Origin of the sequence: Geodermatophilus siccatus (assembly GCF_900103785.1) — a bacterium.
Lineage (GTDB): Bacteria > Actinomycetota > Actinomycetes > Mycobacteriales > Geodermatophilaceae > Geodermatophilus > Geodermatophilus siccatus.
Genome location: NZ_FNHE01000008.1, coordinates 40,373 through 66,435 on the forward strand (window position 1 = coordinate 40,373; position 26,063 = coordinate 66,435).

Sequence of the window (26,063 nt, forward strand, 5' to 3'; positions counted from 1 at the left end):
AGGCCGGCCGCCGGTCATGTCGGATTCCTCGGCGAGCCGTCGCGGTGGCCCGGTGCCGCCGCCAGCCGGGAGGCACCCGCGCCGGAGAGCCGGTCGACGGTGGCGCTGCGGCCGGTGACCAGCAGCAGCAGGTCGCCGGTCGTGCCCTCGACCGGGGCGCCCTGCCCGAGGACGAGGTCGCCGTCGGTGGCCACCAGTCGCAGGCCGGCCAGCCGTCGGCGGGCGTGGAACGGGAAACCCATGTCCCACGCCCGCCGGGCCGCGACCGCAGCGGCGACCGGCGGCACCGGTCGCTCCCGGCCCAGCGGGACGGTGATGTCCTGGCCGTGCACCAGGACGTCGATGAGCGGCTCCACGGGGGAGATGAACGGGGCCGTGCGCCGCGAGCCGACCATCGCGCGCAGCCGCCGTGCGCACTCCTCCGGCGAGAGCGGGACGGCGCGCAGTGCGGCGTCGCGGATCATCCGGTCGAAGCTGCCGCGCGCGCGGACCGCCCCGACCAGCGCCTCCCGGAGGCCCATGTGCGCCTGGGTGAGGTGGACGGCGACGTCGCCCACCCGCCAGGCGTCGCACAGTGAGGCCGTGTGCCACTCGGTCGGCGAGAGGTCCTCGAGCAGGTCGGCCAGGCTCGACCGCTCCGCGTCGATGGCCCGCCAGATGTCGTCGAGGTCCATGGCCCCTCCACCGGTCGTACGATGTTCTGACCATTCCGTCAGATCATCTGACCATCGTCAAGGGGTGCTGTGATTGATCCGGCAGGGGGGCGGCAGAACCTGGGGCTGCTCTGCTTCTACCCGTACCGGGCTCTGGAGGCGCGGCTGCTCGCGGCGCTGGCGGCCGCGGGGTTCGACGACATCACCACCGCGCAGGGCCGCATCGCCGCGCGGATCGCGCCGGGGGGCACGCGGCTGACCGCGCTGGCCGAGCAGGCGCTCGTGACCAAGCAGACGGCCGGTCACCTGGTCGACCAGCTGGAGCGGGCCGGCTACGTCCGCCGGGTGCCCGACCCCACCGACGCGCGGGCGCGGCTGGTGCAGATGGCCGAGCGCGGCCGGCAGGTGGTCGCGGTGGCCCGCCGGGTCGAGGCCGAGGTGGAGGCCGAGTGGACGGCCCACCTGGGGGAGGAGGTCGCCGCCCAGCTGCGTGCGGCGCTCGAGCGGCTGCGGGAGGTCACCGACCCCTACCGCTGACCGTTCAGCGGGCGGCGCAGGCCGCGCAGGTGCCGAAGACCTCGAGCTGGTGCTGCACGTCGGCGAACCCGTGCTCGGCGGCCACCTTCGCCGCCCAGCGCTCGACCGGCGGGTCGGCCACCTCGACGGTGCGCCCGCACGAGCGGCACACCAGGTGGTGGTGGTGCACCGGCGAGCAGCGCCGGTAGGCGGCCTCGCCCTCGTTCCGGAGCACGTCGACCAGGCCGTCGTCCACCAGGGCCTGCAGCGCCCGGTAGACCGTCGCGAGGCCGACGGCGTCGCCGCGCTCGCGCAGCAGCGCGTGCAGGTCCTGGGCGGTGCGGAAGCCCTCCTGGTCGTCGAGCAGGGCCAGGACGGCGCTGCGCTGCCGGGTCTGCCGGCGGGGGCCCTCGGTCACGGCACCTCCTCGCCGGCGCTCGTCGGCGTCGGGACCGACGGTGCTGCACCCATCGGTGACCTCGCGAGCTCGGTCACGCGCGTCCCCCCGTCCCCGCAGGCGGTGCCGCGTGCTCGCCGTGCTCGTCGTAGTGCACGCCCGCGCCGGTGCGGTGGGGGGCGTGCAGATGGCCGTCGTGGTGGTAGTCGACGTGGTCGCCGTGCGGCACCGCCGGGTGACCGCAGCCCGCGCCGTGCTCGTGCGGGTGGGCGGCGTGCACCTCGGCGCGGCGCCGGTGCCGGCGGCGGGCGGTCGCCTCGCGCAGCGCGACCACCGCCGTGGCGAGCAGGAACAGCCCGATCGCCAGCAGCACGATCGTGCCGCCGGACGGGGTGCCGGTGTAGTAGGAGGCGGTCGTGCCGGCGACGCTGGTGACCAGGCCGATGGCGCAGGCCAGGTACACCGTCTGGCGGAAGCTGCGGGCCAGCTGCTGGGCGACCGCGCTGGGCACGATCATCAGCGCGCTGATCAGGAGCAGGCCCACCACCCGCATGGACAGGACGACGGTCGCCGCGACCAGGGCGGCGAGCACGACGTTGAGCGCCAGGACCGGCAGGCCCACCGCACGGGCGTACTCCTCGTCGTCGCTGACCGCGTACAGCCGGCTGCCGAGCAGCCACACGACGCCGAGCACGACGACGGTGATGACGCCGAAGACCGCGACGTCGGCGGTCGTCGTGGTGGTGATGGCGCCGAACAGGTAGGCCTCGAGGTTCGTGGCCTGACCGCGGGGGGCGAGGCTGAGCAGGACGACGCCGCCGGCGATGCCGCCGTAGAACAGGACGGCGAGGGCGACGTCGCCGCTGGTGCGGCCGCGGGCGCGGACCAGTTCGATGAGGACCGCGCCCAGCACGGCGGCCACGAGCGCCGTCCCGACCGGGGCGGTCGAGGTGAGGACGCCGATCGCGACGCCGGTGAGCGCCACGTGCCCGAGGCCGTCGCCGAGCAGGGAGAGCCGGCGCTGGACGAGGAAGACCCCGACCGCCGGCGCGACCAGGCCGACCATCAGCGAGGCCAGCAGCGCCCGCTGCATGAAGTCGTACTCGAGGACCTCCACGTCAGCGCCCTCCGTCCGTGGTCACCCGGGGCTGGTCCTGGCGGTACCCCCGCGAGGGTGGCAGGCCCGTGCCCTCGGGGTGGTGGTGCCCGCCGGCGCCGGCGTCGGCCGCGGCCCCGGCCAGCGGGCCGTCGTAGGCGATCCGGCCGTGGTCCACGACGACCGCGCGGGTGAGGACGCCGGCCAGCGCGGCGGTCTCGTGCGTGACCACCAGCAGGGTCGTGCCGGTGGCCGACACGTCGGCCAGGACGGCGGCCAGGGCGTCCTGGCTCGCGGCGTCCACCCCGGCGGTGGGCTCGTCCATGACCAGCAGCTCTGGCTCGGCGGCCAGCGCGCGGGCGACCAGCACCCGGCGCTGCTGCCCGCCGGAGAGCGAGGCGACCGGGTCGCCGAGCCGGTCGGCCAGCCCGACCGCGGCGACGGCGTCCTGCACGGCGGCGCGGTCGGCCGGGCGCAGCCGGCCGAAGGGGCCGAGGCGGGCCAGCCGGCCGACGCCGACGACCTCGCGGACCGTCGCCGGGACCGCGCCGCTCACCGTGTGCCGCTGCGGCACGTAGCCGATCCGGCCGCGTTCACGCGGACGGCCGACCGGGGCGCCGAGGACCTCCACCTCACCGCCGAGCACGGTGGCCAGGCCGAGCAGCCCGCGCGCGAGGGTGGTCTTGCCCGACCCGTTGGAGCCGAGGACGGCGACCGCCTCGCCGTCGGCCACGGTGAGGTCGACGCCCTGGACGACGGCGACGTCGCCGTAGCCGATGCGGGCGCCCCGCAGCCGGACGGCGCTCACGAGCAGGACTGCCCCTCCTGCAGGGTGGCCAGGTTGGCCCGCATGACCTCGAGGTAGTCGCTGCCGGCCGACTCGTCGGTCAGCCCCTCGATCGGGTCCAGGACGGCGGTCCGCACGCCTGCCTCGCTCGCGACGGTCTCGGCGACGGCCGGGTCGACGAGGGTCTCGGTGTAGACGGTGGTGATGCCGCGCTCCCGGACCAGCTCGGCGATCTCGGCCTGGGCGGCCGGGCTGGGCTCGGCGGACGGGCTGAGCCCGCTGATGCCGACCACCTCGAGACCGTACCGGTCGCCGAGGTAGCCGAAGGCGTCGTGGCCGGTGACCAGGGTGTCCACCGCGCAGCCGGCCAGGCCGGCCCGCATCTCGGCGTCGAGCGCCTCGAGGTCGGCACGCAGCGCGGCCGCGTTCTGCTCGTAGGTCGCCGCGCCGTCGGGGTCGGACTCGGTCAGCCGGTCGGCCAGGGCGTCGCCGACCGAGGCGAGGCGCACCGGGTCCAGCCAGAAGTGCGGGTCGACCGCGCCGTCCTCGTGGGCGTGCTCCTCGTGCTCCTCGGCGGTCTCGCCCTCGTGGGCGTCCTCCTCCGCGGTCGGCACGAGATCGGCGGCCCGGCCGGCGTCCCACGCCGTGTCGGCGGCCTCGTTCTGCGCAGCCTCGTCGAGCGCCGGCTGGAAGCCGTCGAGGTAGACGAGCAGATCGGCGTCGGCGACCGCAGCGACGTCACGCGGCGCGAGCTCGAGGTCGTGGGCCTCGGCACCCGGCGGGGTCAGCGAGGAGACGTCGACCCGGTCGCCGCCGACCCGCTGCGCCGCCCACTCCAGCGGGTAGAAGCCCGCCACGACGGTGAGCCCGTCCCCGCCGGTGCTGCCCGCGGTCGCGTCGGCGCCCCCGCACCCGGCCAGCACCAGAGCGGCGGCGGAGGCGGTGGCTGCGGTCACGGCGCGCGCCGTCCACGTGTTCATGGGAATCATTCTCACATAAGCGCCGCCGCTCGAGGCGGCCGGAGGCCCTCGCCCGCCCGCGTAGGCTCGCGGACGTGTCCGACGTCTCCGGCCTGCCGCTGATCGGGGCCGCGGCGCTGCGCGCCCGCGCCGCCGCCCGGGTGCTGCGCACCCTGCCCACCGACACCAAGGACGCCGCGCTGCGCGCCATGGCCGACGCGCTGGTCGAGCGCGCCGACGAGGTGCTCGCCGCCAACGCCGCCGACGTGGCGGCCGCCGCGGCCGACGGCACCCCTGCCTCGGTCCTCGACCGGCTGCGGCTCGACGCCGGCCGCATCGCCGGCGTGGCCGACGCCCTGCGCCAGCTGGTCGCGCTGCCCGACCCGGTCGGCGACGTCGTCCGCGGGTCGACGCTGCCCAACGGGCTGCAGCTGCGCCAGGTCCGGGTGCCCCTCGGCGTGGTCGGCATCGTCTACGAGGCCCGGCCCAACGTGACCGTCGACGCCGCGGGGCTGTGCCTCAAGAGCGGCAACGCGGCGCTGCTGCGCGGCTCGGCCTCGGCGTTCCGGACCAACACCGCGCTGGTCGCCGTCCTCACCGAGGCGGCGGAGAAGTCCGGGCTCCCGGCCGGCTCGGTCGAGCTGCTGCCCGCCGACCGCGCCTCGGTGGGCGAGCTGCTGAACGCCCGCGGCCTGGTCGACGTGGTGATCCCGCGCGGCGGGGCGTCGCTGATCCAGCGCGTGGTGCGCGAGGCGCGGGTGCCGGTCATCGAGACCGGCGAGGGCAACTGCCACGTCTACGTCGACGCCTCGGCCGACCCCGCGACCGCCGAGGCCATCGTGCTCAACGCCAAGACCCACCGGGTCAGCGTCTGCAACGCCGCCGAGACGCTGCTGGTGCACCGCGACGTCTCGTTCCTGCCCCGGCTGCTGTCCGCGCTGGCCGACGCCGGCGTGACGCTGCACGGCGACGAGCGCGCGCAGGCCGCCCACGACGCCGTCGTCCCCGCCACCGACGAGGACTGGGCCACCGAGTACCTGTCGATGGACATGGCCGTGCGCGTGGTCGACGACCTCACCGACGCGCTGGACCACATCGAGCGGTGGGGCAGCGGGCACTCCGAGGCGATCGTCGCCGACTCCGCGCGCGCCGTCGCCGACTTCACCGCCGGGGTGGACGCCGCCGCGGTGCTGGTCAACGCCTCGACCCGGTTCACCGACGGCGGGGAGTTCGGCTTCGGCGCCGAGATCGGCATCTCCACGCAGAAGCTGCACGCCCGCGGTCCGCTGGGACTGCCCGAGCTGACCTCCACCACCTACGTCGTCACCGGGAACGGCCACACCCGCCGCTGACCGACCTCACCGTTGACAGGAGCCGCATGCCCCGCCCGCCGTCGCAGTCCCCGCAGTTCTCCTCGGTCAGCGACGTCGGCAAGCGGCTGGCGTCGGCCGGCTACCTGCCCGACGCGCAGATCGCGACGACGGTCTTCCTCGCCGACCGGCTGGGCAAGCCGCTGCTGGTCGAGGGGCCGGCGGGCACCGGCAAGACCGAGCTGGCCAAGGCGCTGGCGGCGGCCACCGGGTCCGACCTGATCCGGCTGCAGTGCTACGAGGGCCTCGACGAGGCGCGCGCGCTCTACGAGTGGAACTACAAGAAGCAGCTGCTGCGCATCCAGGCCGCGCAGGGCACCGACGGCGCGGACTGGGGCACCGTCCACGACGACATCTTCGGCGAGGAGTTCCTGCTCTCCCGGCCGCTGCTGACCGCGATCCGGCGCACCGAGCCGACCGTGCTGCTGATCGACGAGACCGACAAGGCCGACGTCGAGGTCGAGGGCCTGCTGCTGGAGGTGCTCAGCGACTTCCAGGTGACGATCCCCGAGCTCGGCACGGTCACCGCGGCGCGCCGGCCGATGGTGGTGCTGACCTCCAACGCCACCCGCGAGCTGTCCGAGGCGCTCAAGCGGCGCTGCCTGTACCTGGCGCTGGACTACCCCTCGGCCGAGCGCGAGCGGGAGATCGTGCTGTCGCGGGTGCCCGACCTCGCCCCGGGCCTGGCCGAGCAGCTGGTGCGCACTGTGCGGGCGCTGCGCGCCCTGGAGCTGAAGAAGTCGCCGTCGATCTCCGAGACCCTCGACTGGGCGCAGACGCTGCTCGAGCTGGGCCTGGACACCCTGGATGACGAGGCCGTGCGGTCGACCCTCGGCGTGGTGCTCAAGCACGCCAGCGACCAGGACCGGGCCGCGGCCGAGCTGCGGCTGAACTGATGTCGGCCCCGGCTCCGGCTCCCGGGTCCGGCGGGCTCGCCGGGCACCTCGACGGCTTCGTCCGCGCGGTGCGTGACGCCGGCATCCCGGTCGGCATCAGCCAGGCCGTCGACGCCGCCGAGATCCTCACCGTGGTCGACCTGCTCGACCGCGAGCAGCTGCGGCACGGGCTGGCGGCGGTGCTGCTGCAGCGGGCGGCGCAGCGGCCGGCCTACGACGTGCTGTTCGACCTGTGGTGGCCGCTGTCCGACCGGCCGGCAGCGCCCGCGGCGGACGACGAGGCCGGCAGCGAGCCGGGGGAGTCCGCGGAGTCGACGCTCGACCTGCCCGACGGCACGGACCTGGCGCAGCTCATGCGCGAGGAGCTGTCCCGGTTGCTGCTCGACGGCGACGAGGAGGCGCTGCGCCGCTTCGCCCGCGAGGCGGTCGACCAGCTGGGCCGCACGGCGCCGTCGCCGTCGGGCCAGTCCTTCTTCACCTACCGGGTGATGCGAGCGCTCTCGCCGGACACCCTGGTCGCCCGGCTGCTGTCCGGCCTGCTCGGGGACGCCGAACGCGGCGGGCTCGCCGAGCAGGTGGCCCGCCAGACGGTGCGCGAGCGGCTGGCCGCCTTCCGGGCCGCGGTGGAGGCCGAGGTCCGGCGGCGGACGGCGGCCGAGCGCGGCCGGGACAAGGTGGCGAAGAACGCCGTCCGCCCGCTGGCCGACCAGGTCGACTTCCTGCGCGCCCAGGCCGCGGACCTCGCCGAGCTGCGTCGGACGGTCGCCCCGCTGGCGCGGCGGCTGGCCGTGCGGCTCTCGGCGCGCCGGCGGCTGGGCCGGGAGGGCCGGCTGGACTTCCGCACGACCGTCCGGGCGTCGCTGGGCACCGGCGGCGTGCCGGTGGTGACCCACCACCGGCCGCGGAAGGTGCACAAGCCCGAGCTGGTGGTGCTCTGCGACGTCAGCGGCTCGGTGGCGGGCTTCAGCCACTTCACCCTGATGCTGACCCAGGCGCTGCGCGAGCACTTCTCCGGTGTGCGGGCGTTCGCCTTCGTCGACTCCACCGACGAGGTGACCCGCTTCTTCCGCCCCGGTGCGGACGTCGCCGACGCGGTCGCCCGGATCGGGCGGGAGGCCGACGTCGTCGGCTTCGACGGGCACAGCGACTACGGGACGGCGTTCGAGGTCTTCGCCGAGCGGTGGCCCTCGGCGGTCGGGCCGAAGACGTCGCTGCTCGTGCTCGGGGACGGCCGCACCAACTACCGCCCGCCGGGCCTGCCGGTGCTGGCCGACCTGGTCCGCCGTTCCCGCTCGGCGCACTGGCTCAACCCCGAGCCGCGCCGGCTGTGGGGCAGCGGCGACTCCGCGGCCGACCGCTACGGCGAGGTGGTCGACATGGTCGAGTGCCGCAACGCCGCCCAGCTCGCGGACTTCGTCACCACCCTCTAGGCGGGCCGGCCGCAACCCGGTCCACCGGGACCCGTCGGACCCGGTGGGTGCCGGGCGGGGAGGTTCCGTGCGGCTGTCCGGGGTCGGTCCTCGCGGGCCGGCCCCGGACGGCCCGGATACGCTCGATCGGTGGCAGGTCGGCGGGTCGGGGTGATGGGCGGGACGTTCGACCCCATCCACCACGGGCACCTCGTGGCGGCGAGCGAGGTCGCGGTCCTCTTCGGTCTGGACGAGGTGGTCTTCGTGCCCACCGGCCAGCCGTGGCAGAAGAGCGACCGCGACGTGGCGCCGGCCGAGGACCGCTACCTCATGACCGTCATCGCCACCGCCTCCAACCCGCGGTTCTCGGTGAGCCGGGTGGACGTCGACCGCGGCGGCCCCACCTACACGATCGACACGCTCAGCGACCTGCAGCGGCAGCGGCCCGACGACGAGCTGTTCTTCATCACCGGCGCCGACGCCCTCTCGCAGATCCTCAGCTGGCGCGACAGCGACCGCTGCTTCGAGCTCGCGCACTTCATCGGCGTCACCCGCCCCGGCTTCGACCTGGGCGCGTCCCACCTGCCGGAGGGGGCGGTCAGCCTGGTCGAGGTGCCGGCGCTGGCGATCAGCTCCAGCGACTGCCGCGACCGGGTCGGCCGCGGGATGCCGGTCTGGTATCTGGTCCCCGACGGCGTCGTGCAGTACATCGAGAAGCGCGGCCTGTACCGGTCGGGCGCCGATGCCCGCGCCCTCGCACGCGAGGGCATTGCCCCCCGCCGCGTCCCCGGCGACGACCCCCCGTCCGGGGATCGCCCGACCTACGACCGGCCACCCGCGACGGCTCCCCGGACCGAGGGCACGCCTCCCGAACCACCGACCACCGATCTCCAGGAGGTACCCCGATGACCGCCTCGACCGAGGCGCGGGAGACCGCACTGCTGGCCGCCCAGGCCGCCGCCGACAAGCTGGCGACCGACGTCGCGATCGTCGACGTCAGCGAGCGGCTGGCCATCACCGACGCCTTCGTGCTGGCGTCGGCTCCCAACGAGCGCCAGGTGCAGGCGATCGTCGACGAGGTGGAGGAGCGCCTCCGGCAGCACGGCGTCAAGCCGGTGCGCCGGGAGGGCGTGGCCGAGGCGCGCTGGGTGCTGCTCGACTTCGTCGACGTCGTCGTCCACGTGCAGCACGCCGAGGAGCGCGCCTACTACGCCCTCGAGCGGCTCTGGAAGGACTGCCCGACGATCCCGTTCGTCGACCGCGCCGCGCCGCAGGGCGACGGGGCGGCGACCGGCACCGCGACCCTGTCGACCGACGACGTCGACCCGGCCAGCGCCGACCCGACCCCGCTGGCACCCGAGCCGGCGGACGAGGGCACGGCGGACGGGGGCACGGCGGACGGCGGTCCGCTCGAGGACGGGGGTCCGTCCGCGCCGGAGACGGCCGGCCGGTGAGCGACGTCCCGGCGCTGCCCGTGCCGCGGCTGGTCCTCTGGCGGCACGGGCGCACCGAGTGGAACGCCGTGGGCCGCTTCCAGGGGCAGCTGGACCCGCCGCTGGACGAGGTGGGCCGCCGCCAGGCGCTGCGAGCCGCTCCGCACGTGGCCGCGCCGATGCCGGAGGGCACGATCGTCGTCTCCAGCGACCTCGGCCGGGCCGCCGAGACCGCGGTGGCGCTCACCGACGTGCTGGGGGTGCCGCTGCGGCTGGAGCCCCGGCTGCGCGAGGTCGGCATGGGCTGCTGGGAGGGACTCACCCGCGAGGAGGTCGCCGAGCGCCACCCCGACCAGTACGCAGACTGGCTGGCCGGGCGGCCCATCGTGGGCCGCGGCGGTGAGGAGGCCGCCGACGTGCCTGCGCGGGCGCTGGCCGCGCTGCGCGACCTGCCCGAGGCACCGGCCGCCGTCCTCGTCACCCACGGCGGGACCTCCGCGCGGCTGATCGAGGCGCTGCTCGGACTGGGCCCCGAGCACCACCGGGTGCTCGGTCCCCTGGCCAACTGCGCCTGGAGCGAGCTGGCCGAGCAGAGCGGTCGGTGGCGGCTGCTGCGGCACAACACCACGGCACCCGAACTGGCCGACGGCCCGGTTCCTCCGCCGCAGCCGGCCGGGCGTCGCCCGGACGCCGGCGCCAGCCCCGAGGAGGGGGCGCCGGGCCCTCCGCAGGATGCCGACGCACTGTGATCCCCGCCGTGCCCGGTCGGCCGCGGGAAGGCGCGGGCTAGCCTCGCCGGGTGTCCGTCGCCGTGGTCACCGACTCCTCGGCGTACCTGCCTGCCCGCCTGCTGGAGCAGTACGCGGTCGAGGTCGTCCCGCTCTACGTCGTCATGGCCGGTCACTCGGGCCGCGAGGGCGACGACATCGGACCGGCGGACGTCGCCCGCGCGCTCGGCGTCCGGGGCCAGCGCGTCTCGACCTCCCGGCCGACGCCCGGCGACTTCGTCGCCGCCTACCGCCGGCGGCTGGACTCCGGCGCCGACCGCATCGTCTCGGTCCACCTCTCCGCGGAGCTCTCGGGCACGGTGGACGCCGCCCGGCTGGCCGCCGCCCAGGTCGGGGAGCACATCGTGACCGTCGTCGACTCCCGCTCCGCGGCGATGGGCAACGGGTTCGCGGTGCTCGCCGCGGCCCGGTCGGCGGCGCGCGGCGAGGACATGGCCACCGTGGCCGCGGCCGCCCGGGACACCGCCGCAGCCACCCGCACCCTGTTCGCCGTCGACACCCTCGAGCACCTGCGCCGGGGCGGGCGCATCGGGCACGCCGCCTCGATGATCGGCACCGCGCTGTCGGTCAAGCCGGTCCTGCACGTCGCCGACGGCCGGGTGGTGCCGCTGGAGAAGGTGCGCACGACGGCCCGGGCCCTGGTGCGCCTGGTCCAGCGCGGGGTGGAGGCCGCCGCGGGCAGGCCGGTCATGGTCGCCGTCCACCACCTGGCCGCACCTGAGCGGGCCGAGAAGCTGGCCGCCGACCTCGAGGAGCGGCTGCCCGACCTGCGCGAGCTCTACGTCAGCGAGCTCGGCGCGGCGGTCGGCGCGCACGTGGGGCCGGGGGCGGTGGGTCTGGTCGTGGCACCGGCGGTGCCCGCGCGGCCGCCCGACGCCGCGGACCGTCCGCGGGCGGCGGAGGACCGGTAGCCAGTGGCCCTTCTGCTCTGTCCTGCCCCGTGCGCCCGCCAGTAGCTTCGGCCGCCTCAGGGCGACGCGAGGGGGTGGACGTGAGCGGTGGTGGACCGGCGGCCGGGGTGGCGGCGGACTGGGCCCGGGCCTACCTGGACGCGTGGAACGCACACGACAGCGCGGCGGTGACCTCGTTCTGGGCCGACGACGGGGTGTACCAGGACTTCGCGCTCGGCGAGCGGATCGAGGGCGCGGCCGCCGTCCGGGCCTTCGTGGATGCCATGGAGAGCGGCTTCTCCACCGACTACCGGTTCGAGCCGGGCCCCGTTGTCGGGGACGGCGAGGGCTACGCGCTGGAGTGGGTGATGATCGGGACCAACGACCGGGCCGACCCCGAGCACGGCCTGCCGGCCACCGGGCGCTCCTACCGGGTGCCCGGCGTCTCGGTCGGCCGGGTGCGCGACGGCCGGATCGTGGAGAACCGGGACTACTGGAACCTCGCCGACTACCTCCAGCAGGTAGGCCTCCTGCCGAGCCCCGAGGACGACGCAGTCACGACCGGCGGGTGACGACCGGCGGCTCGGCCGCTCAGGCGCTCGACGGCGGGCACGTGACGACGTGCTCGGGATCCACAGCGGCGGCGGCCGTCCACAGCCCCCCGCCTGACCGGCCGACCGGGGCCGCAGCTCCCTAGCGTCGCGCCGGTGCGCCTCCCTCCCCGCCGCAGCGACGACGCCGACCTGATCCGGCAACGGCTGCGGGCCCTGCTGCAGGAGAGTCGGCCACCCGGCTGGGTGCCCGACGACCCCGACCCCGCCGACCTCGACCCCGAGCCGGAGGAGCAGCTCCCCACCGCAGCGGCGGGGGACGGGCTGCCGGTCGGCATCGGGCGGCACCGCTCCCCGGGCAGCGCCGTCCGGCTGGCCCCCGGCCGCCGCGCCGCCTGGTCGTTGTGGGTCGCCGGGCTGCTCGCCGCGCTCCTCGTGGTCGGCGGCACGTGGCTGGACCGTCCGCAGGTGCAGCCGGCACCCGTCGAGCCGGCTCCGGCCGGGCCACCCGCGGGGGAGGAGCCCGCCGCGACGCCGTCGGTGGGGGTGGCGGCCGGGTCGGCGGCCACGGTCGTCGTGTCGGTGGTGGGCTCGGTGGCCCGCCCGGGTCTGGTCACCCTGCCCCAGGGAGCGCGGGTGGCCGACGCGGTGGCGGCCGCCGGTGGCCTGCTGCCGGACGCCGACCCGGCCTCGGTCAACCTCGCCGCGGTCGTCTCCGACGGGCAGCAGGTGGCGGTCGGCGTCCCCGGGGCGGGGGTCGTCGGCGCCGCCGACGGCCCGGGCGCAGCAGGCGGGGGCGGGCCGGTCGACCTCAACGCCGCCACCGCCGCCGACCTCGACGCGCTCCCGGGCATCGGCCCGGTGCTGGCCCAGCGGATCGTCGAGCACCGGGAGCGCAACGGGCCCTTCCGCAGCGTGGAGCAGCTCGACGACGTCCCCGGCATCGGCCCGGCCACCTACGCCGAGCTCGCCGAGCTGGTGACCGTGTGAGCACGGCTCGGGAGCGCTGGTCGTGGCTGGACCTGCGGCTCGCACCCGCGGCGGCGACGGTCTGGGCCACCACCCTGCTCGCCCCGGTCCTGCCCGTACCGGTGCTCGCCGGCGCGGTGCCGGTGACCACCCTGACCGCGGTCGCGGTGGCCCGCCGCAGCCGGTCGCCCGTGGCGGTCGTGCTGCTGGGCGTCCTGGCCGCGCTGGCCGTCACCGCGGCGACCGCGGCGGTGCGGGAGGCGGCACGGGAGAGCTCACCGCTGGCCGGGGTGGCCGAGGGACGGCGGACGGTCGAGCTGCTCGTGGAGCTCGACGGCGACCCGACCGCGGTGCGCGGGGCGGGCCCGCCGCGGACCGTCGTGGAGGCCACCGTCACCGTGCTGGAGGACGGCGGCGCGCGCACCCGGCTGGACGACGCCGTGGTGCTCTTCGGCCCCGCCGACGAGTGGCGCGGACTGCTGCCGGGCCAGGTGGTCCGGGTCCGCGCCGCGGTCGCCCCGGCCGCCGCGGGGGAGGGCGTGGTGGCGCGGCTGTCGGCCCGGGCGCCGCCGGTGCCGGTCGGGGAGCCGTCGGCGGTGCAGCGGGTCGCCGGGGGTCTGCGGGAGGGGCTGCGCGAGGCCGCTGTCCGGGTGCTCGGGCCGCAGGCGGGCGGGCTCCTGCCGGGCCTGGTCGTCGGGGACACGCAGGCGATGGACCCGGTGCTCCTCGAGGACTTCCGGCGGGCCGGGCTGGCACACCTCACAGCCGTGTCGGGCGCGAACGTGGCCATCGTGATCGCCGGGGTGCTCGCGCCGCTGCGGCGGCGAGCGGTCGACCGACGGGTGCAGGCGCTGGTCGCGGTCGTCGCGCTGGCCGGGTTCGTGGTGCTGGCCCGGCCCGGCGCCAGCGTGCTCCGGGCCGCGGCGATGGGCGCGGTGACGCTGCTGGCGCTGGCCACCGGGCGGTCCCGCGCGGCGCTGCCGGCCCTCGGGGCGGCCGTCGTCGTGCTGCTGCTCCTCGATCCCGGCCTGGCCCGGGATGCCGGTTTCGCGCTCTCGGTCGCCGCCACCGCGGCCATCGTGCTGCTGGCGCCGGGCTGGTCGCGCCGCCTGCGCGGCCGCGGCTGGCCGCTGGTCCTGGCCGACGCGGTCGCGGTCGCCGCGGCCGCGGGGCTGGCCACCGCGCCGCTGGTGGCGGGGCTCTCCGGGCTGGTGAGCCCGGTGTCGCTGCCGGCCAACCTGCTCGCCGCGCCGGCCGTCGCCCCGGCGACCGTGCTCGGCCTGCTGGCCGCGGTGACCCTCCCGGTCGTGCCGCCGCTGGGCGAAGCGCTGGTCTGGGTGGCCGGGTGGCCGGTGCGGTGGCTGGTGGTCGTGGCCCAGCGCGCGGCGGCGCTGCCCGACGGTGCGACCGGCTGGCCGGCCGGCACCCGGGGCGCGGTGCTCCTGACGGTCCTGCTCCTGGCGCTGGGCTGGCTGCTGTGGCGTTTCCCCCGCGCCCGGCCGCTGGCGCTCGCGGCGCTCGTCGGCGTAGTGGTGCTCGGGTGGCCGTTGCGGCAGGTCACCCGCGGGTGGCCGCCCGAGCGGACGGTCCTGGTCGCCTGCGACGTCGGCCAGGGCGACGCGCTGGTGGTGCCGACCGCGCCGGGGGAGGGGCTGCTCGTGGACGCCGGGCCCGACGTCGGTCCGGTCGACCGCTGCCTGGACCGGCTGGGCATCGACCGGCTGCCCCTGGTGCTCGTCACGCACCTCGACGCCGACCACGCCGGGGGCCTGGCCGGGGCGCTGTCCGGGCGGGACGTCGGCGTCGTCGCCACCGGCACGCTCTCACCCGCCGAGGACCGGGCCGCCGCCCTGGACGCGGCGGCGCGGCGGGCCGGTGCCGAGCGCGCCGTCCTGGTCCCCGGCGACCGGAGGACGGTGGGGACGGCGACCGTCGAGGTGCTCGCCCCGCCGCCGGAGGTCGCCACCGCAGCGGTGCCGGCCAACGACCTGTCGCTGGTGGTCCGGGTGACCCAGCGCGGGATCCGGGTGCTGCTCACCGGCGACCTGAGCGGCGCGATGGAGGCGCGGATCGTCGCGCGCGAGGTCGACCTGCGTGCCGACGTGCTCAAGGTGCCGCACCACGGCAGCGCCGACGCCGACCGCGGCTTCCTCGCCGCCACCGGGGCACGGGTCGCGCTGGTCTCGGTGGGCGCGGACAACACCTACGGCCACCCGACGGCGCGGGTGCTGTCCTGGCTGGCGCAGCAGGGGACGCGGGTGCACCGCACCGACCGGGAGGGCGACCTGGCCGTGGTGGGCGACGCCGGCGCGTGGGGCGTGGCCGTCCGCGGGACGGGCGGCAGTGCCACGGCGGCCGGCCGGTCCGGCGCGGTGGGGGAGCCACCCGCCGGGACGGCCGACGGTCGGCCGGGACCCCGCGCGGGACGGCGGGAGCGTCGGTCCCGCGTGACACCATGCCGGTGTGGCCGCAGCACCCCCCGCACCGACCTCCCGCCTGCGCGCCGTGGTGGGCGAGGAGGAGCTGCTGCGCTCGCGCGCCGTCTCCGCCGTGCGGGCCGCCGTGCTCGAGCGCCACCCCGACGCCGAGCTGCACGACCTGCCGGCGCAGGGGCTGCCGGTGGGCCAGCTGGCCGACGTCCTGGCGCCCTCGCTGTTCGGCACGCACCGGCTGGTCGTCGTCACCGGGGTGCACGAGGCCGCGGGCGCGCTCGCCGACGCGCTCACCGGCTACGCGAAGGACCCGGACCCCGACCTGACGCTGGTGATCGTGCACCCCGGCGGCAAGCGCAACGAGGCCCTGGTCAAGGCGTTCACCGCCGCGGGTGCGGCCGTCGACGACTGCCCGAAGGTCAGCTCGGTGGGCGACCGGATCGCCTTCGTGCGCAACGAGGTGCGCTCGGCCGGCGGCCGGATCACCCCGGACGCCGCCTCGGCGCTGGTCGAGGCGATCGGCGCGGACCTCCGTCAGCTGTCGTCCGCCGCCACGCAGCTGGTCTCGGACTTCGGCGGCACGGTCGACGCCGACGCGGTCGCCCGCTTCCACCGCGGCCAGGCCGAGGTCACCGGCTTCACCGTCGCCGAGCGGGTGCTCGTCGGCGACCGGCAGGGCTCCCTGGAGATGCTGCGCTGGGCGCTGCAGCGCGGTGTCGCGCACGTCCTGATCGCCGACGCGATCGCCGACGGCGTGCGGACGGCGGCCCGCGTCTCCTCGGTGCGCAGCTCCAACCCCGGCGACCTGGCCCGCACGCTGAAGATGCCGCCGTGGAAGGTCAAGCGGGCGCAGTCGCAGGCGCGCGGCTGGAGCATCGACGGCCTGCAGCAGGCGATCGGCGTGGCCGCCGAGCTCAACGCCGACGTCAAGGGTGCGGCGGCCAGCGCCGACTACGCGCTGGAGCGGGCGATCCGGCGGATCGTCGCCATCCGCCGGGAGACCGGCCGCGGCGTCCGCGGCTGAGAGAGGCCTCCTGCCCCCCACCGTGGAAGGCCCCCGTCCTCCTCGCCGCTCGGAGGAGGACCGCCTGCCCCACCGCTCGCAGGCTCGCAGCGGAACCCTGGAAGGGGGTATGGGCCCCGTGACGGGGCCGGCGGCGGGGCCGTGCAGGGGGGACGGCCCCGGAAACGCGACGAGCCCCCGTCCCGCAGGGGGAGAGGGCTCGTCGGACGGTCGCGCGGACGCGACCGGAGGTCAGCGAGAGAGGCCGGACAGCTGCTTGGCCATGCCCGACTTGCGGTTCGCGGCCTGGTTCTTGTGGATGACGCCCTTGCTGGCGGCCTTGTCCAGCGCCTTGCTGGCGGTCTGCAGCGCGGTCGTCGCGGCCGCGGCGTCCCCGGTGGCAGCGGCCGCGCGGAAGCGGCGGACGGCCGTCTTCAGGGCGGACTTGACGGCAACGTTGCGCTGACGCGCCTTCTCGTTGGTCTTGTTCCGCTTGATCTGGGACTTGATGTTCGCCACGCGTGAGCCTCGGGGGTGTCTCGGAGGGGGGTACTTCTGGACAGTGCGTCCGGACGGCATGCGTCAGCGGACCGGTCTGCCAAGATACCAGCGTCGTCCGCCCGGCCCCAACTGACGGGTACGCGCCCGGGGCCCCGGCGGTGGCTGGACGACGCGGCCGGGCGTGGGACCATGGGGGCACTGTGACGACTCCCGCCTCCACCGACCCGGCCCGCATCCGGAACTTCTGCATCATCGCCCACATCGACCACGGCAAGTCGACGCTGGCCGACCGGATGCTCGAGGTCACCGGGATCATCGAGGCGCGGCAGATGCGTGCCCAGTACCTCGACCGGATGGACATCGAGCGCGAACGCGGCATCACCATCAAGGCGCAGAACGTGCGCCTGCCGTGGCAGGTCGGGGACACCGAGTACGTCCTCGACATGATCGACACCCCCGGCCACGTCGACTTCACCTACGAGGTGTCCCGGTCGCTGGCCGCCTGCGAGGGTGCCGTGCTGCTGGTCGACGCCGCCCAGGGGATCGAGGCCCAGACGCTGGCCAACCTCTACCTGGCCCTGGAGAACGACCTCACGATCATCCCGGTCCTCAACAAGATCGACCTGCCGGCCGCCCAGCCCGAGAAGTACGCCGCCGAGCTCGCGCACATCATCGGCTGCGACCCCTCCGACGTCCTGAGGGTCAGCGGCAAGACCGGCGAGGGCGTGCCCGAGCTGCTGAACGAGATCGTGGCGCAGATCCCCGCGCCCGAGGGCGACGCCGAGGCCCCGGCCCGGGCGATGATCTTCGACAGCGTCTACGACATCTACCGCGGGGTCATCACCTACGTGCGGGTCGTCGACGGGCGGATCGCCAGCCGCGAGCGGATCAAGATGATGTCGACCGGCGCCACCCACGAGCTGCTCGAGATCGGCGTCATCTCCCCCGAGCCCAAGCCGGTCGAGGGCCTCGGCGTCGGCGAGGTCGGCTACTTCATCACCGGCGTGAAGGACGTCCGCCAGTCCCGCGTCGGTGACACCGTCACGCTGCAGCACCGCCCGGCCGCCGAGCCGATCGGCGGCTACAGCGACCCCAAGCCGATGGTCTACTCCGGCCTCTACCCGATCGACGGCAGCGAGTACCCGCTGCTGCGCGAGGCGCTGGACAAGCTGCTGCTCAACGACGCCGCGCTGACCTACGAGCCGGAGACCTCCGCGGCGCTGGGCTTCGGGTTCCGCGTCGGCTTCCTCGGCCTGCTGCACCTGGAGATCGTCCGCGAGCGCCTGGAGCGCGAGGCCGGCATCAGCCTCATCTCCACCGCGCCGAACGTCGTCTACCGGGTGGTCATGGAGGACGGCTCGGAGATCACCGTGACCAACCCGAGCGACTGGCCCGAGGGCAAGATCGACCGGGTCTACGAGCCCATCGTCAACGCGACGATCATCGCGCCCAGCGACTACACCGGCGCCATCATGGAGCTCTGCCAGAGCCGCCGGGGTCAGCTCGGCGGCATGGACTACCTGAGCGAGTCCCGGGTCGAGCTGCGGTACACCCTGCCCCTCGGCGAGATCATCTTCGACTTCTTCGACGCGCTGAAGTCGCGCACCCGCGGCTACGCCAGCCTCGACTACGCCGAGGCCGGCGAGCAGGAGGCGAAGCTGGTCAAGGTCGACATCCTGCTGCAGGGCGAGCCCGTCGACGCGTTCAGCGCGATCGTGCACAAGGACAAGGCCTACAGCTACGGCGTCATGATGGCCGGCAAGCTGCGCGAGCTCATCCCGCGGCAGCAGTTCGAGGTGCCCATCCAGGCCGCCGTCGGCTCCCGGGTCATCGCCCGCGAGACGGTCCGCGCCATCCGCAAGGACGTCCTCGCCAAGTGCTACGGCGGTGACATCACCCGCAAGCGGAAGCTGCTGGAGAAGCAGAAGGAGGGCAAGAAGCGGATGAAGATGGTCGGGCGCGTCGAGGTCCCCCAGGAGGCCTTCGTGGCCGCGCTCTCCACCAGCGAGCCGTCCGCCTCCTCCGCCAAGAAGTGAGCCCCGGCCGGGTCGAGGCGGTCTGCGTCTCCGGCTCCGACCTGCTGCCGCTGCCCGGCCGGCGACCGGGCCGCAGCGGCATCGACAAGCGGCCGGTCGCCGGGCGGGTCGCCGTCCACCCGCTCGGGCTGGACGGCGACGTGCAGGTCAACCGGAAGTACCACGGCGGCGAGGGGCAGGCGGTCTACGCCTACGCCCAGGAGGACGCCGACTGGTGGGCCGCCGAGCTGGACCGCGAGCTGCCGGCCGGCCGGTTCGGCGAGAACCTGCGGACGACGGGCCTGGACCTCACCGGCGCGGTGCTCGGTGAGCGCTGGCGGGTCGGGACGGCGCTGTTCGAGGTGACCGCCTGCCGCATCCCGTGCGCCAACTTCGAGCGGTTCTGGGGCGTGCCGCAGCTGGTCAGGCGGTTCACCGCCCGCGGGGCCAGCGGCGCCTACCTGCGGGTCCTCGAGACCGGCGACGTGGGCGCGGGCGACGCCGTCGAGGTGGTCTCCCGGCCCGACCACGGCGTCACCGTCGGCCTGCTGTTCCGGGCGACGACGACGCAGCGACGCCGGCTGCCCGAGATCACGCCGGCCCTCGCACACCTCCCGCTCAAGGACCGGCCGAAGCTCGCGGCCCGGATCGAGAAGCGGCTCGGCGCCACGGCCTGACCGGCCCCCCGCCTGGACGGCGAGCCCCCGTCCACGGTGGCGGGAGCGGCCCGCGGGTCACCGGCCGCCGGGCGGCTCCTTCCGCTGCCCCGGCTCCCGCCCCACCATCAGGGGTGTCGGACACGGCGCCTCCGGGAGGTACCGATGGCACGAGCACAGTCCCCCTCCGGTGTACCGGTGCAGCGACGCGGGTCCCCGGACGCCGACGTCCTCGTCGTGGGCGCCGGCCCGACCGGCCTCGCGCTCGCCTGCGACCTGTGCCGCCGCGGCCTGGCCGTCCGGGTGGTCGAGCGGCTGCCGCAGCCCGAGGTCAAGTCGCGCGGCAAGGGCGTGCAGCCACGCACCCTGGAGGTCCTCGACGACCTGGGCGTCGTCGACCGGGTGCTCGAGGCCGGGTGGTCCCGCGACCTGAGCGTGCGCTGGTACGTCCGGCGGGAGCTGCTCGTCGACCTGCACCTGCCCGGGCGGGACCCGCTGCCCGACGTCCCTCACCCCAACCTCGTCCTGATCCCGCAGTGGCGCACCGAGCAGATCCTGCGGGAGCGCCTGGCCGAACTGGGCGGGGCGGTCGAGTGGGGCCGCGAGCTGGTGGGCCTGGAGCAGGAGGAGGACGGCGTGGTCGCCCGCGTGGCGACGTCCCCCGGCGGTGCCGTGGAGACGATCCGGGCCGCCTGGGTGGTGGGCTGCGACGGCGGCCACAGCCGGGTCCGGGACCTGCTGGAGCTGGCGATGGAGGGGGACTCGCGCGAGGAGCGCTTCCTGTTCGGCGACGTGGAGATCGAGGGGCTGGAGCCGGCCGACAGCGGGTTCGTGTGGTTCGACGGCGGGGAGTACCTCGCGGCCAGCCCGTTCCGTGGCCTGCGCTCGTGGCAGGTGCAGGCCAGCCTGCCGCCGGCGGCCGACGGGACGGAGCAGCCGGAGTCGCTGGAGCTGCTGCAGCGGCTGTTCGCCGAGCGCAGCGGGCTGTCGCACGTCCGCCTCTCCCACCCCACCTGGCTCTCCACCTGGCACAGCAACGTGCGGCTGGTCGACCGCTACCGGGTGGGCCGGGTGCTGGTGGCCGGCGACGCCGCGCACCTGCACAGCCCGGTCGGCGGCCAGGGGATGAACACCGGCGTCCAGGACGCCTACAACCTCGGCTGGAAACTGGGACTGGTGGTCCGGGGCCGGGCATCCGACCGCCTCCTCGACACCTACGAGGAGGAACGCCGCCCGATCGCGCGGGCCGTCCTCAGCGGCAGTGACCTCGGGTACCGCGCGGTCTTCGGTGCCGACCCGGTCACCACCTTCCTGCGCGAGCACGTCCTGACACCCGCGCTGCGGGTCCCGGCCGTGCAGCGGGCCATCCTGGGGGGCGTCAGCGAGCTGGACCTCGACTACCGCGAGAGCTCCCTCGCCGAGGACCACCGCGCCCGGGTGACCGCGACCCGGTGGCGCCCCGGTCACGACGACGAGCGCGCCGACGCGGTGGACCGGGTCCGGTTCGCCCGGGGCGTCCGCGCAGGGGACCGGGCCCCCGACGGCGCGGTCCAGGACGCGGACACGGGGCGGCCCACGCGGCTGTTCGACGCCTTCCGCGGCCCGCACTCCACCCTGCTGCTCCTCGACGGCGAGGCCCGCACGGACGACGGCTACACCTCGCTCGCGGGGATCGCCGACCGCGTCGAGCGGCTGTTCGGCGCCGACGTCCGCCCCTGGGTGGTGGTGTGGGGACGCCGGTCGCCCGTCGGGCTGGCCGGGCGGCGGGTGCTGCTCGACCCGGACGGCGAGACGCACCGGCGCTACGGCGCGACCGCCGAGGCCCTGTACCTGGTGCGCCCGGACGGCTACGTCGGTCTGCGCGCCCAACCGGCCTCGGAGGAGGTCCTCGTGCGGTACCTCGGACGGGTCCTGGACCGCGTGGCTGCTGACCGTGAGCCGGCGTCCACCTCCCCGGCGGGGAGCGCGCGGTGAGGGCGGCGGACCGCTTCGGGAGGCTCGCCGAGTGGGCCTGGGCCCGGCACCACAACGTCCTGAGCTGGTACGTCCGCCCGCTGTTCCTCCTGCCACTGGCGTGGTCGGCCCACCGGCGCAGCCCGGCCGGCATCGCGGTCACCCTGGTCGCCCTCGCCACCAGCATGGCCTGGTTCCCGGCTCCGGCCCGGGTGGACCCGCGCGTCGCCGAGTTCCTCCGCTTCGAGCGGGAGTGGCTGGGCGGGGACTGGACCGGGCGCAAGCTGCTGCTGACGGGCCTCGTGCCGCTGAGCCTGGGCGCGTTCTGCCTCGCGTTCTGGCGGCGCTCCCCGGGCTGGGGACTGGTCCTGCTGAACGCGATGGCCGCCGGCAAGGTCCTGTGGGGCGTGGTCTCGGGCAGGGGCACCGGCTGGGCGATGCTCGCGCCGGCCGGTGCGGGGGTCGCGGTCGGCGACGTGGTCCTGGTCGTCGCCGCCCGGTCCCGACGGCGCCGCCGCGAGAGCGGGAGCGCCGTCGCGTCGGCGTGACGCACCGAGGACACCCCGGCCGGGTGCCGGCCGCTCAGTGCAGCCAGGGCGCGAAGGACAGCCCCACGACGAGCCCCTCGGGCGACTGCAGCCGGGCGACCGTCTGGCCCCACGGCTCGGTCCGCGCCCCGTGCAGCAGCCGGTGGCCGGCGGCCTCCAGTTCCGCCGCGCCGTCGGCCACCGCAGCCGGGTCGGCGAGCTCGAACTCGATGCTGGCCTGCGGCACGGGCCGGTCGGCCGGCCACGCGGGGGTCCCGAAGCAGGCCTGGGCCGCCTCGGTGAGGGGCCAGACGCCGAAGTGCTTGCTGCCTCCGATGTGCTCGCTGGCGAAGTACTCGCCCTCGAGGCGTTCGAGGGGCAGCCCGAGGGCGTCCACGTACAGGCGCCGGCTCTCCACCGGGTCGGGCGCGATGACGCTGACGCTGGCGACGAAGAGGATCTCCACGCCGGCACCGTCCCACCGGAGGGTGACAGGGCGGCCCTGCAGGAGGGTCCTCCTTCAGGCGGCCGGCGACCGGGTGAGCTCGGCGCGCAGGGCGCCCGGGTCCACGCCGCGCTCCCGCAGCACCTCCAGGACGGTGCCCCCGCCGCGCAGCAGACCGAGCACGATGTGCCCGTCGGTGATGGAGCGTGACCGCATCGCCAGCGCCTCGCGCAGCGCGAGCTCCAGGACCTTCCTGGCGCCGGCCGTGAACGGCATGTGCGCAGGGCTGCTGCGCCGGCGTCGGCGGCGGGGCGCGTCCAGGGCGCCGGGGCCGAAGGTCGCCTCGACGACGTCGCGGACGGCGTCCAGGTCGATGCCGAGGGTCCGCAGCGCCTCGGCGTCCAGGTCCTCACCGCCGAGGTGGGCGGCGACCGCCTCGGCCACCCCGTCGTGGTCGAGCCCCTGCCGGCGCAGGACGGCCGTCGTCGGGGTGTCCAGCCGCAGCTGGGCGAGCAGCAGGTGCTCGGTGCCGATGTGGTCGTGCCGGAGGACGCGGGCCTCCTCCTGGGCCAGGACGACGACCTCGCGGGCGTCGGACGTGAAGCGTTCGAACACGGTCAGTCCCTCCGCCGGAGCGGCCCCCGGCCGCCTGCGTGCTTCTTGTGCACCGCCTGCCTCGTGACGCCGAGCAGCTGGGCGATCTGCTCCCACGTCCAGCCCTGGTCGCGGGCGTTCTCCACCTGCAGGGCCTCGAGTCGCTCGATGAGGGTCCGCAGGGCGCGGACCGCCTTCAGCCCGACCGCGGGGTCGCGGCTGCTGGCGGCGGAGGCGACCTGTGCTGTGTCGGCCATGCGTCAACTGTGGTTGACGCCGCGCGCGGTGTCAACCGTCATTGACGCGGCAGGGTGTCAGTGCACCTGGTGGTGGGTGACCGTGCGCTCGCGGTCGACCAGCCAGCGGTCGTCCTCCGGGTAGAAGACGGCGGTCGAGACGTCGTCGCCGGCGAAGGCGCGGACGGCGTCCAGCGAGGTCCAGAAGCTGAGGGTGACCACCTCGGTGCGGCCGTCGTCGAGGTCCCGGGTGAGCAGGTGGGCCTCGAGGTTGCCGGGGGTGGCGCGGTACTCCGCGATGCCGGTCTCCCGGATGTAGGCCACGTAGGCGTCGCGGTCCTCGGTGCGGACCCAGCCGCGCCAGGTGCGGGCGATCATCGGCCACCCTCCTCGAGGGCTCAGGCCACGGCCGCCTCGTCGCCTCCGGTCAGCCGCAGCAGGTCGGCGTAGGTGAGCGAGACCATCGTGTGGTGGTCGCCGCCGCCTGCCCAGAGGAGCGGGTGCGCCGCGAGGTCGACGTCCACCAGCGCGCGCAGCGGGGCGGGGTGGCCGGTCGGCGCCACCCCGCCGACCTCCTGGCCGGTGGCCGCGAGGACGAACTCCGGGGTGGCCCGCCGCACCCGCTCCGCGCCGACGAGCGCCGCCACCCTCCCCGTGTCCACCCGGTGCGCGCCGCTGGCCAGGACGAGCAGCGGGGCGCCGTCGGCGTCGAACACGAGGCTGTTGGCGATGGCGCCCACCTCGCAGCCGAGCGCCTCGGCCGCGGCGGCCGCCGTCGGGACCGGCCGGTCGAAGCGGCGCACCTCGGCGTCCACCCCGGCCTCGTGCAGCGCGGCGACCACCCGGTCGACCGGGCTCACGGTGCTCACTGGTTCGCTTCCGCGGGGCGCTCCGCTCCTCGCTCGTTCCTCGCTGCGGTGCTCACGCCCTGTCCGCTCACGGCAGCGTGAAGACGATCTTCCCCGCCGTCCGGCCCTCGAGCATGCGCTCGAAGCCCTCGCGCGCCTGCGTCAGCGGCAGCTCGACGTCGATCACCGGGCGCACGCCGGTGGCCGTGCACATCCGCATGAGCGCCTCGAGCTCCTCCCGGGTGCCCATCGTGGAGCCGATGACCGACAGCTGGGTGAAGAAGACCCGGTTCAGCTCGGCGCCGGGGTTGGGGCCGGTGGTCGCGCCGGAGATGACGATGACGCCGCCGGGCTTGAGCGACTTGACGCTGTGGCTCCAGGTCGCCTCGCCGACGGTCTCCATCACACCGTCCACCCGCTCGGGCAGCCGGGCGCCGGTCTCGAACGCCTGGTCCGCACCGAGGTCGAGGGCGCCCTGTCGCTTCTCCTCGCTGCGGCCGGTCACCCACACGCGGAAGCCGGCGGCCTTGCCGAGCACGACCAGCGCGGTGGCGACGCCGCCGCTGGCGCCCTGCACCAGCACGGTCTGGCCCGGCCGCAGCCCGGACTTCACGAAGAGCATCCGGTAGGCGGTCAGCCAGGCGGTGGGCAGGCACGCGGCCTCGGCGAGGGACAGCTCGGCCGGCTTGGGCAGCACGTTGCGCCGGGGGACGGCGACCCGCTCGGCCATCGTGCCCTGGTACAGCTCCGAGAAGAGCGTGCGCTTGGGGTCGAGCGTCTCGTCCCCGATCCAGTTCGGGCTCGCGACGACGCCGTGCACGACGACCTCGTCGCCGTTCTCGTCGAGCCCGGCCGCGTCGGTGCCCAGGATCATCGGCATCCGCTCCTGCGGCAGCCCGACCCCGCGCAGGCTGAACAGGTCGTGGTGGTTCAGCGAGACGGCCTTGACCTGCACCGTCGTCCAGCCGTCGGGCACCTCCGGCTCGGGGCGCTCACCGACCTCCAGCACGGAGAGCGGGTCCTTCGGGGCGGGCGTCGAGACGAAGGCAGCGAGCATGCCCGGACGCTAACCGAGGGACCCGGCGGGGGCGACGTCAGACCGCGTCCGCAGGGGTGGGCAGACCCGTCGCGGTCCGGGACCATCCGAGGTCCAGGCCCCGCCGACGGGAGACGGCGATGACCGTGCCGACGCCACCGCAGCCCCCGCTCGTCGACGCCCGCAACGCCGAGATGGCCGGCGCCTGGAACGGCGAGGAGGGCGAGGACTGGGCGGCGCGGGCCGACCGCTTCGACGCGGCCTCGGCGGCCTTCGACGCAGGTCTGCTGGAGGCCGCCGGGATCGGCCCGGCCGACCGGGTGCTCGACGTCGGCTGCGGCGCGGGCACCTCGACCCGCGCGGTCGCGCGCGCGGCGCCCGACGGGCACGTCACCGGGATCGACCTGTCCGGACCGCTGCTGGCCGAGGCCCGCCGGCGCAGTGCCGCCGCGGGGCTGACCACCACGACGTTCGTCCAGGGTGACGCCCAGGTGCACCCCTTCGAGGCCGCGTCGTTCGACGTCGCCGTCAGCCGGTTCGGGGCGATGTTCTTCGGCGACCCGGTCGCGGCGTTCACCAACCTCGCCCGGGCGCTGCGGCCCGGTGGGCGGCTGGCGATGCTGTCGTGGCAGCCGCTGGCCCGCAACGAGTGGCTGCTCGTGCTCCGCCGGACCCTCGCGGCCGGCCGCTCGTTGCCCGAGCCGCCGGGTGGTGCTCCCGGGCCGTTCGGCCTGTCCGACCCCGACCACGTCCGCCGGGTCCTGGCCGCCGCGGGGTTCGGGTCGGTCCACCTCGCCGAGGTGCCGGGGGTGGTCCGGCTGGGCGCAGACGCCGAGGACGCGTTCGACTTCGTCAGCGGGCTGGGCCCGACCCGGGGGCTCCTCGGCGGGCTGGACGACGGCGCCCGGCGGGCCGCTCTCGACGAGCTGCGGGCCGCCCTGGCGGAGCACGCGACACCGGACGGGGTCCTGTTGGGTGCGGCCGCCTGGCTGACCACCGCCCGCCGGTGGTGAGCGGTCGGCCGGGAGAGCCACGTCGGCCGAGTGAGCAGTTGTCGTCGGCGACCCGCACGGACACGCCGGGCAGGACGACCGCAGCTGCGC

At 75.9% G+C, this 26,063-nt stretch carries 29 protein-coding genes and 1 pseudogene; 17 read left to right on the forward strand and 13 right to left on the reverse strand.

Going from position 1 to position 26,063, the window contains the following annotated elements; translation table 11 throughout:
• Positions 1-14: 14 nt before the first annotated feature.
• On the reverse strand, positions 15-674 hold the full coding sequence (locus BLS21_RS15300) for a maleylpyruvate isomerase family mycothiol-dependent enzyme (protein ID WP_091220036.1): 660 nt from the start codon (positions 672-674) through the stop codon (positions 15-17).
• Between the two features lie 69 nt (positions 675-743).
• Between BLS21_RS15300 and BLS21_RS15305 the strand changes: the two genes are divergently transcribed.
• Positions 744-1,190, forward strand: a complete 447-nt coding sequence (locus BLS21_RS15305; protein WP_217636148.1) for a MarR family winged helix-turn-helix transcriptional regulator — start codon at positions 744-746, stop codon at positions 1,188-1,190.
• Positions 1,191-1,194: 4 nt separating this feature from the next.
• Here BLS21_RS15305 and BLS21_RS15310 read toward each other — a convergent pair whose 3' ends face one another.
• The 4 genes from BLS21_RS15310 to BLS21_RS15325 form a co-directional block, all read right to left on the reverse strand.
• Complete coding sequence (locus BLS21_RS15310) at positions 1,195-1,587, reverse strand: Fur family transcriptional regulator (protein WP_091220040.1); 393 nt, start codon at positions 1,585-1,587, stop codon at positions 1,195-1,197.
• A 73-nt stretch (positions 1,588-1,660) separates the two neighbouring features.
• Positions 1,661-2,683, reverse strand: a complete 1,023-nt coding sequence (locus BLS21_RS15315) for a metal ABC transporter permease (protein ID WP_091220042.1) — start codon at positions 2,681-2,683, stop codon at positions 1,661-1,663.
• Between the two features lies 1 nt (position 2,684).
• Positions 2,685-3,470, reverse strand: coding sequence for a metal ABC transporter ATP-binding protein (locus BLS21_RS15320; protein WP_091220045.1), 786 nt, complete (start codon positions 3,468-3,470; stop codon positions 2,685-2,687).
• Complete coding sequence (locus BLS21_RS15325) at positions 3,467-4,429, reverse strand: metal ABC transporter solute-binding protein, Zn/Mn family (RefSeq protein ID WP_091220047.1); 963 nt, start codon at positions 4,427-4,429, stop codon at positions 3,467-3,469. The genes BLS21_RS15320 and BLS21_RS15325 overlap by 4 nt, the downstream gene beginning before the upstream one ends.
• 74 nt (positions 4,430-4,503) lie before the next feature.
• On the opposite strand from BLS21_RS15325, the gene BLS21_RS15330 reads away from it, so the two are divergent.
• From BLS21_RS15330 to BLS21_RS15370, 9 genes are all read left to right on the forward strand, one after another.
• Positions 4,504-5,760: a glutamate-5-semialdehyde dehydrogenase gene (locus tag BLS21_RS15330; protein WP_217636149.1), complete on the forward strand. Its 1,257-nt coding sequence runs from the start codon at positions 4,504-4,506 to the stop codon at positions 5,758-5,760.
• 26 nt (positions 5,761-5,786) lie between these two features.
• Positions 5,787-6,674, forward strand: coding sequence for an AAA family ATPase (locus tag BLS21_RS15335; RefSeq protein ID WP_091220050.1), 888 nt, complete (start codon positions 5,787-5,789; stop codon positions 6,672-6,674).
• Positions 6,674-8,104: a vWA domain-containing protein gene (locus BLS21_RS15340; protein WP_175479581.1), complete on the forward strand. Its 1,431-nt coding sequence runs from the start codon at positions 6,674-6,676 to the stop codon at positions 8,102-8,104. The genes BLS21_RS15335 and BLS21_RS15340 overlap by 1 nt, the downstream gene beginning before the upstream one ends.
• Before the next feature lie 129 nt (positions 8,105-8,233).
• The gene (gene nadD / locus BLS21_RS15345; RefSeq protein WP_245700456.1) at positions 8,234-8,992 is read left to right on the forward strand and encodes a nicotinate-nucleotide adenylyltransferase; all 759 of its coding nucleotides are present in this window, start codon (positions 8,234-8,236) and stop codon (positions 8,990-8,992) included.
• Positions 8,989-9,537, forward strand: coding sequence for a ribosome silencing factor (gene rsfS, locus BLS21_RS15350; protein ID WP_091220056.1), 549 nt, complete (start codon positions 8,989-8,991; stop codon positions 9,535-9,537). Before nadD ends, rsfS begins: the two co-directional genes overlap by 4 nt.
• The gene (locus BLS21_RS15355) at positions 9,534-10,265 is read left to right on the forward strand and encodes a histidine phosphatase family protein (protein WP_091220059.1); all 732 of its coding nucleotides are present in this window, start codon (positions 9,534-9,536) and stop codon (positions 10,263-10,265) included. Before rsfS ends, BLS21_RS15355 begins: the two co-directional genes overlap by 4 nt.
• 50 nt (positions 10,266-10,315) lie before the next feature.
• Positions 10,316-11,215: a DegV family protein gene (locus tag BLS21_RS15360; RefSeq protein WP_091220062.1), complete on the forward strand. Its 900-nt coding sequence runs from the start codon at positions 10,316-10,318 to the stop codon at positions 11,213-11,215.
• Between the two features lie 80 nt (positions 11,216-11,295).
• Positions 11,296-11,766: a nuclear transport factor 2 family protein gene (locus BLS21_RS15365; protein ID WP_245700458.1), complete on the forward strand. Its 471-nt coding sequence runs from the start codon at positions 11,296-11,298 to the stop codon at positions 11,764-11,766.
• A 135-nt stretch (positions 11,767-11,901) separates the two neighbouring features.
• On the forward strand, positions 11,902-12,735 hold the full coding sequence (locus BLS21_RS15370) for a ComEA family DNA-binding protein (protein ID WP_091220064.1): 834 nt from the start codon (positions 11,902-11,904) through the stop codon (positions 12,733-12,735).
• Positions 12,736-12,989: 254 nt separating this feature from the next.
• On the opposite strand, the gene BLS21_RS25935 is transcribed toward BLS21_RS15370, so the two are convergent.
• Positions 12,990-13,472: a hypothetical protein gene (locus BLS21_RS25935; protein ID WP_245700459.1), complete on the reverse strand. Its 483-nt coding sequence runs from the start codon at positions 13,470-13,472 to the stop codon at positions 12,990-12,992.
• Here BLS21_RS25935 and BLS21_RS25940 point away from each other — a divergent pair.
• Both BLS21_RS25940 and holA read left to right on the forward strand, forming a co-directional pair.
• Positions 13,425-14,846, forward strand: a pseudogene (locus BLS21_RS25940) (ComEC/Rec2 family competence protein); the annotation flags it as partial. The gene BLS21_RS25935 and the pseudogene BLS21_RS25940 sit on opposite strands and share 48 nt — an antisense overlap.
• 331 nt (positions 14,847-15,177) lie before the next feature.
• Positions 15,178-16,170, forward strand: a complete 993-nt coding sequence (gene holA / locus BLS21_RS25945) for a DNA polymerase III subunit delta (RefSeq protein ID WP_245700461.1) — start codon at positions 15,178-15,180, stop codon at positions 16,168-16,170.
• A gap of 231 nt (positions 16,171-16,401) precedes the next feature.
• Here holA and rpsT read toward each other — a convergent pair whose 3' ends face one another.
• Positions 16,402-16,668 (reverse strand): 30S ribosomal protein S20, encoded by a 267-nt coding sequence (gene rpsT, locus BLS21_RS15380; protein WP_091220067.1) that lies wholly within the window; start codon positions 16,666-16,668, stop codon positions 16,402-16,404.
• Positions 16,669-16,850: 182 nt separating this feature from the next.
• On the opposite strand from rpsT, the gene lepA reads away from it, so the two are divergent.
• The 4 genes from lepA (at position 16,851) to BLS21_RS15400 (ending at position 21,822) form a co-directional block, all read left to right on the forward strand.
• Positions 16,851-18,686: a translation elongation factor 4 gene (lepA, locus tag BLS21_RS15385; RefSeq protein ID WP_091220069.1), complete on the forward strand. Its 1,836-nt coding sequence runs from the start codon at positions 16,851-16,853 to the stop codon at positions 18,684-18,686.
• Positions 18,683-19,342: an MOSC domain-containing protein gene (locus tag BLS21_RS15390; protein ID WP_091220072.1), complete on the forward strand. Its 660-nt coding sequence runs from the start codon at positions 18,683-18,685 to the stop codon at positions 19,340-19,342. Before lepA ends, BLS21_RS15390 begins: the two co-directional genes overlap by 4 nt.
• A gap of 144 nt (positions 19,343-19,486) precedes the next feature.
• Positions 19,487-21,295: an FAD-dependent monooxygenase gene (locus BLS21_RS15395; protein WP_091220074.1), complete on the forward strand. Its 1,809-nt coding sequence runs from the start codon at positions 19,487-19,489 to the stop codon at positions 21,293-21,295.
• Entirely contained in the window at positions 21,292-21,822 is a 531-nt protein-coding gene (locus BLS21_RS15400) for a hypothetical protein (RefSeq protein ID WP_091220077.1), read from the forward strand. The genes BLS21_RS15395 and BLS21_RS15400 overlap by 4 nt, the downstream gene beginning before the upstream one ends.
• 34 nt (positions 21,823-21,856) lie before the next feature.
• Here BLS21_RS15400 and BLS21_RS15405 read toward each other — a convergent pair whose 3' ends face one another.
• From BLS21_RS15405 to BLS21_RS15430, 6 genes are all read right to left on the reverse strand, one after another.
• Entirely contained in the window at positions 21,857-22,267 is a 411-nt protein-coding gene (locus BLS21_RS15405; protein WP_091220080.1) for a VOC family protein, read from the reverse strand.
• 54 nt (positions 22,268-22,321) lie between these two features.
• Complete coding sequence (locus tag BLS21_RS15410) at positions 22,322-22,861, reverse strand: Clp protease N-terminal domain-containing protein (protein ID WP_091220083.1); 540 nt, start codon at positions 22,859-22,861, stop codon at positions 22,322-22,324.
• Between the two features lie 2 nt (positions 22,862-22,863).
• Positions 22,864-23,097, reverse strand: a complete 234-nt coding sequence (locus BLS21_RS15415) for a helix-turn-helix domain-containing protein (protein ID WP_091220085.1) — start codon at positions 23,095-23,097, stop codon at positions 22,864-22,866.
• Between the two features lie 57 nt (positions 23,098-23,154).
• The gene (locus tag BLS21_RS15420) at positions 23,155-23,454 is read right to left on the reverse strand and encodes an antibiotic biosynthesis monooxygenase (protein WP_091220087.1); all 300 of its coding nucleotides are present in this window, start codon (positions 23,452-23,454) and stop codon (positions 23,155-23,157) included.
• Between the two features lie 20 nt (positions 23,455-23,474).
• A complete protein-coding gene (locus BLS21_RS15425) occupies positions 23,475-23,945 on the reverse strand; it encodes a YbaK/EbsC family protein (RefSeq protein WP_245700463.1) in 471 nt (156 codons plus the stop codon).
• A 67-nt stretch (positions 23,946-24,012) separates the two neighbouring features.
• Positions 24,013-24,981, reverse strand: coding sequence for a zinc-binding dehydrogenase (locus tag BLS21_RS15430; protein WP_091220089.1), 969 nt, complete (start codon positions 24,979-24,981; stop codon positions 24,013-24,015).
• A gap of 119 nt (positions 24,982-25,100) precedes the next feature.
• Between BLS21_RS15430 and BLS21_RS15435 the strand changes: the two genes are divergently transcribed.
• Complete coding sequence (locus BLS21_RS15435; protein ID WP_091220092.1) at positions 25,101-25,973, forward strand: class I SAM-dependent methyltransferase; 873 nt, start codon at positions 25,101-25,103, stop codon at positions 25,971-25,973.
• Positions 25,974-26,063: the final 90 nt, after the last annotated feature.

Excerpts from the sequence above, each read along its gene's own strand:
- BLS21_RS15300 (WP_091220036.1), bottom strand. The coding sequence starts at position 674 with ATGGACCTCGACGACATCTGGCGGGCCATCGACGCGGAGCGGTCGAGC.
- BLS21_RS15325 (WP_091220047.1), bottom strand. The coding sequence starts at position 4,429 with ATGAACACGTGGACGGCGCGCGCCGTGACCGCAGCCACCGCCTCCGCC.
- BLS21_RS15335 (WP_091220050.1), top strand. The coding sequence starts at position 5,787 with ATGCCCCGCCCGCCGTCGCAGTCCCCGCAGTTCTCCTCGGTCAGCGAC.
- BLS21_RS15340 (WP_175479581.1), top strand. The coding sequence starts at position 6,674 with ATGTCGGCCCCGGCTCCGGCTCCCGGGTCCGGCGGGCTCGCCGGGCAC.
- rsfS (WP_091220056.1), top strand. The coding sequence starts at position 8,989 with ATGACCGCCTCGACCGAGGCGCGGGAGACCGCACTGCTGGCCGCCCAG.
- BLS21_RS15395 (WP_091220074.1), top strand. The coding sequence starts at position 19,487 with ATGGCACGAGCACAGTCCCCCTCCGGTGTACCGGTGCAGCGACGCGGG.
- BLS21_RS15415 (WP_091220085.1), bottom strand. The coding sequence starts at position 23,097 with ATGGCCGACACAGCACAGGTCGCCTCCGCCGCCAGCAGCCGCGACCCC.
- BLS21_RS15420 (WP_091220087.1), bottom strand. The coding sequence starts at position 23,454 with ATGATCGCCCGCACCTGGCGCGGCTGGGTCCGCACCGAGGACCGCGAC.
- BLS21_RS15430 (WP_091220089.1), bottom strand. The coding sequence starts at position 24,981 with ATGCTCGCTGCCTTCGTCTCGACGCCCGCCCCGAAGGACCCGCTCTCC.
- BLS21_RS15435 (WP_091220092.1), top strand. The coding sequence starts at position 25,101 with ATGACCGTGCCGACGCCACCGCAGCCCCCGCTCGTCGACGCCCGCAAC.